The sequence below is a fragment of the Sphingomonas sp. NIBR02145 genome (assembly GCF_027359115.1).
Taxonomy (GTDB): domain Bacteria; phylum Pseudomonadota; class Alphaproteobacteria; order Sphingomonadales; family Sphingomonadaceae; genus Sphingomonas; species Sphingomonas kyeonggiensis_A.
This window is the reverse complement of the sequence record NZ_CP114791.1, coordinates 815099-828184: the sequence shown is the minus strand read 5'-3', so window position 1 is coordinate 828184 and position 13086 is coordinate 815099. Positions and strand designations below refer to the sequence as shown.

12 protein-coding genes are annotated in these 13086 nt (G+C 67.5%); 6 read left to right on the top strand and 6 right to left on the bottom strand.

Going from position 1 to position 13086, the window contains the following annotated elements; genetic code table 11:
* Positions 1 to 66 precede the first annotated feature (66 nt).
* Positions 67 to 510, bottom strand: coding sequence for a DNA polymerase III subunit chi (locus O3305_RS03820; protein ID WP_269575216.1), 444 nt, complete (start codon positions 508 to 510; stop codon positions 67 to 69).
* A 123-nt stretch (positions 511 to 633) separates the two neighbouring features.
* On the opposite strand from O3305_RS03820, the gene O3305_RS03815 reads away from it, so the two are divergent.
* The 4 genes from O3305_RS03815 to rsmA all read left to right on the top strand — a co-directional run bounded on the left by O3305_RS03815 (position 634) and on the right by rsmA (position 6309).
* Complete coding sequence (locus O3305_RS03815; protein ID WP_446746008.1) at positions 634 to 2955, top strand: LPS-assembly protein LptD; 2322 nt, start codon at positions 634 to 636, stop codon at positions 2953 to 2955.
* Positions 2956 to 3051: 96 nt separating this feature from the next.
* Positions 3052 to 4500, top strand: a complete 1449-nt coding sequence (locus O3305_RS03810) for a peptidylprolyl isomerase (protein ID WP_269575215.1) — start codon at positions 3052 to 3054, stop codon at positions 4498 to 4500.
* Positions 4501 to 4525: 25 nt separating this feature from the next.
* The gene (pdxA, locus tag O3305_RS03805; RefSeq protein WP_269576445.1) at positions 4526 to 5497 is read left to right on the top strand and encodes a 4-hydroxythreonine-4-phosphate dehydrogenase PdxA; all 972 of its coding nucleotides are present in this window, start codon (positions 4526 to 4528) and stop codon (positions 5495 to 5497) included.
* Positions 5494 to 6309 (top strand): 16S rRNA (adenine(1518)-N(6)/adenine(1519)-N(6))-dimethyltransferase RsmA, encoded by an 816-nt coding sequence (gene rsmA / locus O3305_RS03800; protein ID WP_269575214.1) that lies wholly within the window; start codon positions 5494 to 5496, stop codon positions 6307 to 6309. Before pdxA ends, rsmA begins: the two co-directional genes overlap by 4 nt.
* 126 nt (positions 6310 to 6435) lie before the next feature.
* Here the strand turns inward: rsmA and O3305_RS03795 are convergent, their stop codons facing one another.
* Positions 6436 to 6951 carry a tetratricopeptide repeat protein gene (locus O3305_RS03795; RefSeq protein WP_269575213.1) on the bottom strand — a complete coding sequence of 172 codons (516 nt, stop codon included), beginning with the start codon at positions 6949 to 6951 and terminating at the stop codon, positions 6436 to 6438.
* A gap of 29 nt (positions 6952 to 6980) precedes the next feature.
* Positions 6981 to 8165, bottom strand: a complete 1185-nt coding sequence (locus tag O3305_RS03790; protein ID WP_269575212.1) for an RsmB/NOP family class I SAM-dependent RNA methyltransferase — start codon at positions 8163 to 8165, stop codon at positions 6981 to 6983.
* A 334-nt stretch (positions 8166 to 8499) separates the two neighbouring features.
* Here O3305_RS03790 and purT point away from each other — a divergent pair, with 334 nt between their 5' ends.
* Positions 8500 to 9669, top strand: coding sequence for a formate-dependent phosphoribosylglycinamide formyltransferase (gene purT / locus O3305_RS03785; RefSeq protein WP_269575211.1), 1170 nt, complete (start codon positions 8500 to 8502; stop codon positions 9667 to 9669).
* 9 nt (positions 9670 to 9678) lie between these two features.
* On the opposite strand, the gene O3305_RS03780 is transcribed toward purT, so the two are convergent.
* Positions 9679 to 10587 (bottom strand): AraC family transcriptional regulator, encoded by a 909-nt coding sequence (locus O3305_RS03780; RefSeq protein ID WP_269575210.1) that lies wholly within the window; start codon positions 10585 to 10587, stop codon positions 9679 to 9681.
* 95 nt (positions 10588 to 10682) lie between these two features.
* Here O3305_RS03780 and O3305_RS03775 point away from each other — a divergent pair, with 95 nt between their 5' ends.
* On the top strand, positions 10683 to 11432 hold the full coding sequence (locus tag O3305_RS03775) for an SDR family oxidoreductase (protein ID WP_269575209.1): 750 nt from the start codon (positions 10683 to 10685) through the stop codon (positions 11430 to 11432).
* Between the two features lie 67 nt (positions 11433 to 11499).
* Here O3305_RS03775 and O3305_RS03770 read toward each other — a convergent pair whose 3' ends face one another.
* Both O3305_RS03770 and O3305_RS03765 read right to left on the bottom strand, forming a co-directional pair.
* Positions 11500 to 12363 carry a phosphatase PAP2 family protein gene (locus O3305_RS03770; protein ID WP_269575208.1) on the bottom strand — a complete coding sequence of 288 codons (864 nt, stop codon included), beginning with the start codon at positions 12361 to 12363 and terminating at the stop codon, positions 11500 to 11502.
* A 227-nt stretch (positions 12364 to 12590) separates the two neighbouring features.
* Complete coding sequence (locus tag O3305_RS03765; RefSeq protein ID WP_269575207.1) at positions 12591 to 13016, bottom strand: hypothetical protein; 426 nt, start codon at positions 13014 to 13016, stop codon at positions 12591 to 12593.
* Positions 13017 to 13086: the final 70 nt, after the last annotated feature.

The window sequence follows — 13086 nt, the reverse complement described above, 5'->3', positions numbered from 1 at the left end:
AACCGACCGGCCTCAAGCCGCCGTTACGCACAACCTAAGCAAATATCGGCGTACAGAAGCGTACACTCAGGCCGCTTTCTCCCAGCGCCCCTGCTCGTTCTGCTTCCAGTAGTTGCGCTCCACCCCCTCGCGTCCGGCCAGTCCCTTCCAGGCGGCCCGCGCCTCGGCGATGCGGTCCTCGTCGAAGAAATGGAAGGCCCGGTCGAAGCCCAGCGCCTCCTCGCGCCACACCCCGTCGGCCAGCGCGATGTTGCGCGCGCCATTGGCCGGCGTTTCCGGCTCGCCGGCGATCAGGATCGGCTGGCGGTCATCGTCCGGCCCGCCCGCCTGGCCGTGCGGCAGGAAGCTTTCGGGGGTATAGGTCCATAGCAGCTGGTCCAGCCTGGCCCGCTGGCTCGCCTCGCCGGCGACGATCAACAGCCGCCCGCCGGTCTCGACCACGCGTTCGGCGATCCGGGGCAGCGCACGTTCCAGGGGGAGCTGCGTCAGATGGTAGAAATCGACCTGCATTGGCTCCTGTTAGCGCCTCCGTGCGTTCGGGCCAACGCACGTGACGTTGCGGAGCCGCAACCGCTGCGATAGGGCAAATAATTGCCGCGTGCACGGGAGTGAGAAACAAAGGTGGGAATCGAAGTGACGCGCAAGGCCTTGCTGCTGTCGGCCGCTGTCGGCCTGTGCCTGTCGGCAGAGGCGCGCGCGCAGCAGACGACCGCGCCGGCCCAGACCGCGCCGCAGCCCGCGACTCCGGCGCCGTCACCCGCGCCCACGCCCGCCGCTGGCCCTGACCTGCAGACCCCCGCGGTCGAGCCGCCGCCGCCTTCGCCGAGTGCGCTGCCCGAGGGCGACGACCAGATCCAGTTCACGTCCGACCAGCTCGAATATGACGAGAATCAGGACGTGGTCACCGCTACCGGCGATGTCCGCCTCTATCGCCGCAGCGAGCGGTTGCGCGCCGACAAGGTGACCTGGAACCGCAAGAGCGGGCAGGTCTTCGCCGAGGGCAATGTCGTCGTCGTCAATCCGCAGGGCGATTCGGCCTATGGCGACAAGGTCGAGCTGACCGACACGCTGAAGGAAGGCGTCGTCCAGAACATGCTGGTCGTGCTCGACGCCGGCGGCCGCATCGCCGCGGCGCAGGGCCAGATGCACGAGGATGGCAGCTTCACGGTCGAGAACGCCGCCTACACCCCCTGCTCGGTCACCAATTCGGACGGCTGCCCCAAGGAGCCGAGCTGGAAGATCACCGCCAATCGCGTGGTCTATGAGCCTGCCAAGAAGCGGCTGCGCTACACCGGCGCGCGCATCTCGGTGTTCGGCTTCGCGACGATCCCGCTGCCGGTCTTCTCGCACCCAGTCGGCGGCCAGAGCGCCAGCGGCTTCCTCGCGCCCGATCTTCGCTACAACCGCGCGAACGGCGTGCAGTTCGCGCTGCCCTATTATTTCAGCTTCGCGCCCAATCGCGACCTGACCGTCACTCCGCGCGTCTATTCCAGCGTGCTGCCGATGCTGCAGGCGGATTATCGCGAACTCAACTCGCTCGGCGCCTTCCGGGTCAGCGCCTATGGCACCTATAGCCGCCGCGCCGACGATCTCACCGTGCCGGTCACGCCTACCACCTCGAAGAACGATTTCCGCGGCTATCTCGATGCGGTCGGCAATTTCCAGCTCGATCCGAACTGGAGCGCCAGCGCCTCGATGCGCCTGACCACGGACCGGACCTTCCTGCGCCGGTACGACATCTCGCGCGACGATCGACTGCGTAATAACTTCCGCGTCGAACGCATTGATGCAGATAGCTATTTCTCGATCAACGCCTGGGTCGTGCAGACGCTCCGCGTCGGCGAGCGCCAGGGCCTCCAGCCCTATGCCCTGCCCGAGATCGACTATCGCCGGCGCATGGATGACGGCATCATCGGCGGCCGCTTCGAGTTCCAGGTCAACACGCTGGCGATCGGCCGGTCCGACGGTCAGGATTCGCAGCGCGCCTTCGCCAGTGCCCGCTGGGACCTGCGCCGCCTGACCAACTGGGGCCAGGAAGTCACCCTCACCGCCTATGCCCGCGGCGACGTCTACAATGCTTCGGACACGATGCTGACGACGATCGCCAGCTATCGCGGCGAGGAAGGCTTCCATGGCCGCGGCATCGGTGCGCTGGCGGTGGACGTGAAATGGCCGCTGGTCGGCAGCCTGTTCGGCGGTACGCAGCGCATTACCCCACGTTTCCAGATGGTTGCCTCGCCCAAGATCGCCAATCTCGAGGTGCCGAACGAAGATGCGCGCGCGGTGGACCTGGAGGATTCCAACCTCTTCGCGCTCAATCGCTTCCCCGGCTATGACCGGTTCGAGGATTCGACCCGCTTCACCTGGGGCCTCGACTATGCGCTCTACCTGCCGGGCTTCTCGATCGACGCCAATGTCGGCCAGAGCTATCGCATTTCCTCGCGCCCGACGCTGTTCCCGGATGGGACAGGTCTGAACGCCCGGGTGTCGGACATTGTCGGCCGCACCGTCGTGCGCTTCCGCGATTTTGTCAGCTTCACCCACCGCTACCGGCTCGACAAGGACAGCCTGGCCTTCCGCCGCAACGAAGTCGACATGACGCTCGGTTCGCGCTCCACCTATGCCCAGATCGGCTATCTGCGCCTCAACCGTAACATCAACGCGTCGCTCGAGGACCTGCAGGACCGCGAGGAGCTTCGCCTCGGCGCCCGCATCCAGATCGCGCGTTTCTGGTCGCTTTCGGGCTCGACGCTGGTCGATCTGACCGATCGCAAGGAAGATCCCACCTCGCTCGCCGACGGATTCGAGCCGGTGCGCCACCGCCTGGGCATCACCTATGAGGACGATTGCCTGCGGCTGGGCCTGACCTGGAAGCGCGATTATGCCACCACCGGCGACGCCGCGCGCGGCAACTCCTATCTGTTGACGCTGGCGTTCAAGAATCTGGGGCGCTAGGCTGCGCCGCTAGAGGGGAACCGCCGGTAAGCCTAAGTTCAGGCACAATTGAACATTATGCGCCACTCTCCGGCAGATTTGAGGGTACGGAATCACGTGAACATTGGTGTTAGCAAGGCGATCCGCGCAGGCCGCTTGTCCGTTCTCGCGCTCGTCGTCTCCAGCGTAGCGCCGGGGGTTGTGGCGCAGACGGCACAGACCGCTCCCGCGCCGAAGCCGGCCGCTCCGGCCCCGCAGCAGTCGGCCCCGGCCCCGACCCAGCAGGCAACGCCCGCGCAGCAGGAAGATGCTGCCGCCGCGCTTGCTGCCCAGCTCGATCTTCCGCCCGATCTCAAGCTGTTCGGCAAGGCCGATCCCAACATCCGCAAGCCCACCGCGATCGTGAACAACACGGTGCTCACCGGCACCGATGTGGACCAGCGGCTCAACCTGATCATCGCGCTCAACAAGCTCAACCTGAAGCCGGAAGAGCGCGATCAGTATCGCATGATGATCCTGCGCCAGCTGATCGACGAGACGCTGCAGATCCAGGAGGCCAAGGCCAACGAGATCAATGTCGATCCCAAGGAGATCGACCAGAGCTTCGGCGGCGTCGCCCGCCGCCTGAAGATGACTCCGGAGCAGTTCCGGGTCTTCCTGCGCCAGTCCGGCGCTTCGGAGCGCACGATCCGCAAGCAGATCGAGGGCGAAGTCGCCTGGGGCCGCGTGCTGCGCCGCAAGGTCGACATCAACGTGAGCGACGAGGAGGCCGATGCCATCATCGCCCGCCTCAAGGCCGCGCAGGGCAGCGAAGAATATCACGTCTACGAAATCTACATGAACGCCACGGACGACCGTAAGCAGGAAGTCTATGCGGGCATGCAGCGCATCATCCAGCAGATGAAGGAGGGCGCGCCCTTCGATTATCTCGCCAAGACCTATTCGGAGAGCTCGACCAAGGGTCAGGGCGGCGACCTCGGCTGGGTCCGCCTGGCGCCGGGCATCCTGCCCGACGAGATGGCCAAGGCCGTGGAAGAGATGTCGGCCGGCCAGGTCGCGGGCCCGATCCCGCTGTCGACCGGTTTCTCGATCGTGTACCTGGCGGACAAGCGCAAGATCGGCATGGCCGATCCGCGCGGCGCCAAGCTCTCGCTCCGCCAGATCACCATCACCTTCCCCAAGGGCACGAACGAGGCGCAGGCCCAGGCGCGCGCCGGCCAGTTCGCCCAGGCAACCCAGGCGATCAAGGGCTGCGGTGACGCGGCCAATGTCGCCGCCGCGCAGAATGCGGAAGTGGTGGAGAAGGACGGCGTCGTGATCGGCGACCTGCCGCCCGCGCTGCAGCAGATCATCCTGCCGCTCCAGGTCGGCCAGGTGACCCAGCCCTTCGGCACGATCGAGGACGGCGTCCGCGTGCTCGTGGTCTGCGGTCGCGACGATCCGCCGCCCCCCGGCCTGCCGACCCGCGACCAGATCCAGGACCAGGTTGCCGAGCAGCGCACGAACCTGCGCGCCCAGCGCATGCTTCGCGACATCCGCCGCGACGCGCTGATCGAATATCGCTGAGGTGATCCGGCCGCTCGCCATATCGATGGGCGATTCGGCCGGAGTCGGCCCGGAAATCACCGCCAAGGCATGGAAGGCGCGCGAGCTGCATTCGCTCGCGCCCTTCTTCGCCATTGGGTGTCCCGACGCCGTCGAGAAGGTTTGGGACGGGCCGATCGCCCGGATCACCAATCCCGACCAGGCCGCGGCCGCCTTTGCCGAGGCGCTACCGGTATTGCCTGTCGGCGACACCTGCGCGGTGACGCCCGGGAGCCCCGACGAGGCCAGTGCCAAGGCCGCGCTCCAGTCGCTCGAGCTGGCCGTCGGCCTGTCCAACGCCGGCGCGGCGGGGGGCGTGGTCACCGGTCCGGTCTCCAAGGTCCAGCTCTACAAGATCGGCTTCCGGCATCCCGGCCAGACCGAGTTCGTCGCCGAGCGCTGCGGCATCTCGCCGGAGAATGCGGTGATGATGCTTGCCGGCCCGACGCTGCGCGTGGTGCCGATCACCGTACACGTCGCGATCGCCAGCGTGCCGGGCCTGCTCACCATCGAGCTGGTACTGGCCAAGGCCCGCGCCACGGCGCGCGGTCTGCTGCGCAACTTCGGCATCGAGCGGCCCCGCCTCGCCTTTGCCGGCCTGAACCCGCATGCCGGCGAGAGCGGCGAGATCGGACGGGAGGAGATCGACGTCCTCCGGCCCGCCATCGCCCAGCTGCGCGAGGAAGGCATCGACGCGATCGGCCCCTTCGCCGCCGATGCGATGTTCCATCCCCGCGCCCGCGCCGGCTATGACGCCGCGCTCTGCCCCACGCATGACCAGGCGCTGATCCCGATCAAGACGCTCCATTTCGACGAAGGCGTGAACATCACCCTCGGCCTGCCCATCGTCCGTACTTCGCCAGACCACGGCACCGCGTTCGGCATCGCCGGCAAGGACGAGGCCAATCCCGGCGCGATGATCGCCGCGATCAAGATGGCCGCCAGCGCCGCCCAGCGCAGGGCAGACGCGGCGGCGTGACCGAGCTTCCGCCTCTCCGGGACGTCATCAGCAAATATGGTCTCAGCGCGAGCAAGGCGCTGGGCCAGAATTTCCTGTTCGACCACCAGCTGCTCGCTCGCATCGCCAAGGTGCCGGGCAAGCTCGACGGCGCCGAAGTGTTCGAGGTCGGCCCCGGCCCTGGCGGCCTGACCCGCGCGCTGCTCCAGGGCGGCGCCAGCGTCACCGCGGTGGAGCGCGACCGTCGCTGCATTCCGGCGCTGGAGGAGCTCGGCAGCTTCTTCCCCGGCAAGCTCCGCGTCATCGAGGGCGACGCTCTTGAGGTCGATGCCCCGGCGCTGTTCGAAGGCAAGCCGCACGTCGTCGCCAACCTGCCCTATAATGTCGGCACCGCGCTGCTCGTCGGCTGGCTCTCGGCCGAGTGGGAGCCGTGGTGGGCCAGCCTCACGCTGATGTTCCAGAAGGAAGTGGCCGAGCGCATCGTCGCTGCGGCCGGTACCGACCATTATGGCCGGCTCGCCGTGCTCTCCCAATGGCGCTCCACGCCCAGGATCGCGATGAACGTCCATCGTTCGGCCTTCACGCCGCCGCCCAAGGTGATGTCGGCCGTCGTCCATATCGTCCCCGCCGAAGCGCCCGAGGGCGTGCGGCTCAAGACGCTGGAGAACCTGACCGCCGCCGCCTTCGGCCAGCGCCGCAAGATGCTGCGCCAGAGCCTGAAAGGCGTGCCCGGCGCATTGGAGGCGATGGAAAGCCTGGGCATCGACTCCGCCCGGCGTGCCGAGACGGTGACCGTCGCCGAGTTCGTCGCACTTGCCCGAACGCTGGGCTGAGCGGCCCAAAGTACACGAAGTACACGCCAAGAAGCCGTTTTCGGCGCTGTCCTGATTGTCAAAGAGCGGCCCGGCATCCGCCGGACCGCCCTTTCCAATCAGACGAAATCCTACATTACAAGCCGATCAGGGCTTGGCCGTCGGCGACGCCGCAGGGGCCGGGGCCGGTTCGGCCTGGGCGGTGACCACCGGCGGGCCCTTGGCGATCGCGGCGGAGAGCTGGGCGGCGTCGGCGCAGCCCTTGGCGCAGAGCTTCTCGATCTTGGCGAGGTTCTCCTTGGCCCGCTCCATCGCGCCCTTGGCAACCATCGCCTCGCCCTGCCCACGCAGCGCGGCGGTGTCGTTGGGCTCGAGGCTCAGCGCTTCACGATAGAGGCGGATCGCCTTGCCGGGCAGGTTCACCTTGCGGGCGATATCGGCGAGGACGAGATACGCGTCGCGATTGCGCGGATCGACCGCCAGCGCGCTTTCGAGCACATCGCCGGCACCCTGGACATTGCCGCCGGCGAGCATCGCGCGGCCCTGCTTGACCATTTCCACCGAGCGCGGATCGAGCTGGTCGTCGGCACGCTGCGCCATCAACGACGTGGAAACCGAGAGCAGAAGCAACGCACCGGCCGCCCCAATCGCAGTGAAACGCATCACATTCTCCGAAATCTTGCCGGTCGCTATCATGGCCGCCGCATCCTCGCGACAAAAAAGCCGTCGGTCGAGTCCCTTAGCGGGGTGAAGCGCACGCCCGGGCCACGCGGTGTGCCGGCGCCGAGCGCGAGCGGCTCAACGGTCCAGCCGGGATTGCGCTCCAGGAACGCCTGGGCCTGCCCCGCCCCTTCGGCATCGAGCAGCGAGCAGACGACATGCACCAGCACCCCGCCGGGGCGGACGAGATCGGCGGCGATGTCGAGCAGCGCGCGCTGTGTCGCGACATAACGGTCGAGCCGCTGCGGATTGAGCCGCCAGCGCGCCTCCGGGTTGCGGCGCCAGGTGCCGGTACCCGAACAGGGCGCATCGACCAGCACGACATCGGCGCGGCCGGCCTGGTCGGCCAGCATCGCGCGTTCCTGGTTGGGGTTGAGCAGGCGGGTCTCGACGATGCCCACCCCTGCCCGCTCGGCACGCGGCATCAGCCGGGAGAGCCGGGGGCGATCGATATCGCAGGCCAGGATGCTGCCCTGATTGGCCATCGCCGCCGCCAGCGCCAGCGTCTTGCCGCCGCCGCCGGCGCACAGGTCGATGACATGCTGGCCGCGCTCGACGCCTGCCGCGAGGCTGACGAACTGGCTGCCGGCATCCTGCACCTCGAGCTTGCCGTCCTTGTACGACGGCAATTGCTCGATCGGCGCATCCGAAGGCGCGCGCAGCCCGGCGGGCAGGCACGGCAGCGGCACCGAGCCGGGGATTTCGGCCTGGATGACCGCGGGATCGGCCTTGAGCGTGTTGACCCGGATGTCGAGCGGGGCGCGCTCCAGCAGCGCTTCCTGCTCGTCGCTGTCGAGGCCCGAGGCGGCGAAGGCCTCGGCCAGCCAACGCGGCAGCACGCCGGCTTCGGCGATTGGCTCACCCGGCGCGATCGGCGCGGGGCCATAGGGCGAGCCGTCGAACCATTCGACCATTTCCGGCCGACGCCCGACCAGCGCCAGCATCGCGGCGCGGCCGGTTTCCGGGCGCTCGCCGAGCATGCGGATCGCGTCATAGACCAGCTCGCGGATCGCCCGGCGGTCCTTGGAACCGGCATAGCGACGCTCGGCGAACCACTTGGCGATGATCGTGTCGGCCGATCCACCCTGGTCTCGGGCGGCGGCAGTGATCTTGTCGAGCAGGTCGATGGCGGCCTGGATGCGGGCGGCGGGGTTCATGACGTTAAACCGCCCGGTTGAGCAAAATGTTGAATCTCTTGAGTCTCCACGCGGGTGCGCGGGAGGGCAAGAGTCAGGGAATTCGCGCTCGGCATAGCCGGAGCAGAAGCAGAACATTGCCTACATTGGTAGTGGAAATTGCGGGGGCGGGGCTCAAGCATCTTCACTCATCGTCACCCTGAACTCGTTTCAGGGTCCAACTCTCCACGAGCGATAAAGCCGGGGGCGCCCTGGATGCTGAAACAAGTTCAGCATGACGGAATATGGTGAGGGGAATGGACAAGCGGGCGCCATCCCGCCACAGCCGCGCCAACCCCATCAGGAAGGCAAGCACATGGCGTTCACGGCGAAGATCCTGCTCCTCGGCTCGGGCGAACTCGGCCGCGAGTTCGTGATCTCCGCCAAGCGGCTGGGCGCGCATGTGATCGCCTGCGACGCCTATGAAGGCGCCCCGGCGATGCAGGTCGCCGATGGCTTCGAGGTGTTCTCGATGCTCGACGGCGAGTTGCTGCGCGCCGCGGTGGAGAAGCACCAGCCGGACTATGTCGTCCCCGAGGTCGAGGCGATCCGCACCGAGGTGTTGGCCGAGCTGGAGGCCGAGGGCTTCACCATCGTCCCGTCGGCGCGCGCCACCCAGATGACGATGAACCGCGACGGCATCCGCGAAGTCGCGGCCGTCGAGCTGGGCCTGCGCACGTCGCGCTATCGCTATGCCGAGAGCCTTGAGGAAGTGCTGGCGGGCGCCGGGCACACCGGCCTGCCCTGCGTGATCAAGCCGGTGATGTCGTCCTCGGGCAAGGGCCAGAGCACGGTGCGCGAGGCCGGCGCGCTGGAGGCCGCCTGGGACTATGCGGTCGCCAACATGCGCGGCGACCGCAAGCGGGTGATCGTCGAGGAGTTCGTTGCCTTCGATTACGAGATCACCCTGCTGACGATCCGTACCCGCGACGGCGTGCTGTTCTGCCCGCCGATCGGCCACCGCCAGGAGCGCGGCGACTATCAGGAAAGCTGGCAGCCCGCCGCGATGTCGGCGCAGGCGATTACCGACGCGCAGAAGATGGCGCGCAAGGTGGTCGACGATCTGGGCGGCTATGGCATCTTCGGGGTGGAGTTCTTCGTGAAGGGCGAGGAGGTGATCTTCTCCGAGCTCTCGCCGCGCCCGCACGACACCGGCATGGTGACGCTGATCTCGCAGAACCTCAGCGAGTTCGACCTGCACGCGCGTGCGGTGATGGGCCTGCCGATCCCGGCGATCACGCTGCGCGGGCCCTCGGCTAGCGCGGTGATCCTGGCGGACCGGGCTTCGGAAACCTTATCCTATGCAGGGCTTGCCGAGGCGCTGGCAACCGAGGGCGGCGAAGTGGATGTGCGGATATTCGGCAAGCCGAATTCGCGGCCCTATCGCCGGATGGGGGTGGCGCTGGCGCTTGCCGGGGATACCGATGCGGCGCGGCGGGTGGCGGCGGAGGCGGCGGGCAAGATCCGGATCGGGTATGGCGACTAAGGCCAACCCCTAGACCAAAGCGGCGGGCGCCCGCGCAAACCGGCCGGGCGAGCAACCAAGGCGCTTGCGGAATGCCGTGCTGAAGGCGCTCGCCGATTCATAGCCGATCTCGTCGGCGATGCGATCGAGCGACTTCACCCCCCGGCTAAGCGCATCCTTGGCAATCGCCATGCGCCAGCGGGCGAGATATTCGATCGGTGCGCAGCCCAGTCGTTCACCGAACCGCGCCGAAAAGGCGGACCGCGACATGCCGGCGATCCCGGCGAGCTCCGCGACCGTCCAGCCCGCCCGGACATCGGCGTGGATCGTCTGGAGCACGCGAGCCAGCGCCGGATCGCGCATGCCGTTGAGCAGCCCCGCAGGCATCGCCTGACTGCCGATGCCGCGCCAGCGCAGCGCTTCGACCAGCAGCACCTCGAGCATGCGCTGGACGATCAGCTCCTTGCCGGGTTGATCGCCCCCACATTCCTCGGCAAGCAGCTCGATTAGCCGGCCGAACCGGGTCGCCCTGCCCTCCGTCGCCGGAATATGGATGCGGCCCGGCAGCAGCGCGAGCAGCAAGGGTGCATTGACGCGCTCGAACGCGAAGCTTCCACCAAGCGATACAAAGTCGGGCTCACCCTCCTGCTCGCCGTGCCGGACGGGCTCGGCACTCGGCTCGACTGGGACGCAGGCGATATCGGGCGCACTGCCCAGCGTGAAGGCCGGGGTCGTTGGCAACAGCAGGAAATCGCCCCGTGCCAGCCGGATCGGTTCGCTGCCCTCGAACCTGACCCAGGCCTCACCGGCGAGAACGAGGGTGAAGCCGGGCGCGTCATGCGCGGCATAGCGAACGCCCCATTGCCCGCGCGCCGAGATCGGCTTGGAGACGGCGGCACGCGGCCGGAGCAGGGCAATGATCTCGCTGAGCGGATCCATATTGGACGATCCATAATCAAATAAGGATCATCAATTATATATCGTATCATCCGGCGCGTCTATCTCCTGGTCATCAACATCAAGGGAGACAGGCAATGACCAAGACGATCCTCATCACCGGCACCTCGTCAGGCTATGGAAAGGCGACAGTGGAGCTTTTCCTTTCGCGCGGCTGGAACGTGATAGCGACGATGCGCCGGCCCGAAGCTGCCCGGTTCGCGACGCCAACCGAACGGCTGCGGGTGCTGCCGCTGGACGTCACCGACGAACGGAGCATCGCGACGCTGATCGAGACGGCGGGGCCAGTCGATGTGCTGGTCAACAATGCCGGCGTGGGCGGCGTGGGCGCTTTCGAGGCGATGCCGATGTCGCTGATCCGCCAGCTGATCGAGACCAACACGATCGGCGTGATGGCCATGTGCCATGCGATCATCCCGCAAATGCGCGCACGCCGATCGGGCATGATCGTCAACGTCACCTCGACCGTGACGCTCGGCGCTTTTCCGCTGGCCGCGGCCTATACCGGGTCCAAGCAGGCGATCGAGGGGTTCACCGGCTCGCTCGCCCATGAGCTCGGCCATTTCGGCGTGCAGGTGAAACTGGTCGAGCCGGGCTATGCCCCCACGACGCGGTTCGGCGCGAACGCCATTGTGCCAGTCGAGGATCTGCTCCCTGGCGAATACGCCGATTTCGCGCGACCGATCCTCGAAGCCTTGGCAACGCCGGCGATGACAACCCGGGAAAGCGACGTCGCCGAAGCTGTCTGGGACGCGGCGCACGATATCGCGGGCGCGCTGCACTTCCCCGCCGGAGCGGATGCGGTTGCCCTCGCCAAGGCGCGCTGAGATGCGGGTTCCCGTGCCGGCGCCCCCGCCGGTACGGGAAACGGATCGGCGCGTCCGGTCGCTGCTTTCAGGCCGCCACCGCGCTGCGCCCGAACCGCCCCACAAGCCTCCCCGCCAGCACCAGCGCCACCAGCGCCACGGCTGCCCCGATGATCATGTCCGACAGGTAATGCGTCCCCTCCACCGGCGTCGCCAGCAGCATCGCCAGGGTGAGGAAGGTCAGCGGCCAGCGCAGGTTGCCGCAACGCCAGGCGGTGGCGATGTAGACGACGCCGGACGCGGTGTGGAAGCTCGGGGCCGAGACCAGGCCGCGCAGCTCGTTGAGATTGACCTGTCCGATCTGGTGGGCGCGGAGCGCCGGGATGAGCTGTTCCTGCCAGATCGCGCTGGTCGGCATATAGGGGATCGGGCCCTTCCACAGATAGGTCAGCGGGCCGACGGCGGGCATGAACAGGTACAGGGTCAGGGTTAGGATCGCGGCCAGCCAGAAGCTGGCGAGGAAGCGGTGCGCCTCGCGGCGCTGGCCGCGGATCGCAAAGGCGATGAGCAGCGCGGCCGGGGTCACATAGATGCACTGATAGGCGGCCACGCCGAGCTTCTGCAGGCTGGGATGCGCGACGACCGTCTCGTACCAGGCGAGCCAGTGGAAATGCAGCGCCTCGTCGATCCGCTGGAGCGGGGCATCGGCATAGCCATGCGACAGCGCCGCCAGCGGATAGGTGGCCACCGCGCCGGTGAGCGCCATCGCCATGAACAGCCCGACATTCTCGGTGAGATCGGCCAGGCCCGGTGCCCAGCGCCGGCTGGTGCGGGACAGAGCGGGCCGGACGGCGAAGAGCAGCAGCAGCGCCGCGACATAGGCCAGGTTGGACGGCAGCAGCGGATCGATGCGCAGCCCGGCCTTCCACATCAGCGCCGCGCAGATCGCCATGCTCAGGCCGATCGCACCCCATAGCTGGGCGGGCCGGAAGCCGGCGGCGGATCCCGCGGGTCGGTTGGGCGCTACATCGGGAAGCGGCGGGAAAATGGCGGTGCCTGGCATGAGCCGGGCGCGAACGAAACTTGGCACCGGGCGCAGCGTAGCGAATTACCAAGGCGGCGCAATCGGATAGAAGACAGCCCACCGTCCCGCCCCGGGGCTGGGGCAAAGCGACGCTCTCAGGCGGCCTGACCGCTGCTCCAGCCCTTGCGCAGCTCGCAGACGTGCAGGATGTGGTCGTTGACCCGCTTCATCATGAGATTGGCGCTCAGGCGGTATTCCGGCCAGTTCTCGAGGACGTGGCGCCGCGCCCAGCGCAGGCCGAAATCGTCATAGTCGCGCTGGAGCTGGATGCAGTCGATCTTCAGCGCCCGCGCGTCGCGACGCGCTTCCGCCGAGCCGATACCCTGCTGGGCGGGCTCGTAAATCTCTTCATGGACAAAGCGCTGATAGGCAGCCAGCGCCTCGACCATCTCACGGCGGAGATGGCGCAGCGCATCCAGATCGGCACCCTTCACGGAGTCGGTGATCTGGGTGCGGGCGGTGGCCATGATCTCGATCAGTCGATCATGATGCCGGGTGAGAATATCGAGACGCCGTGACATTGCTTCATAATGGAGCAAATATCTTGCCAGAGCTTTACCGCCCGGCGGGCCGCGCCGCCCGAAGGAGCGA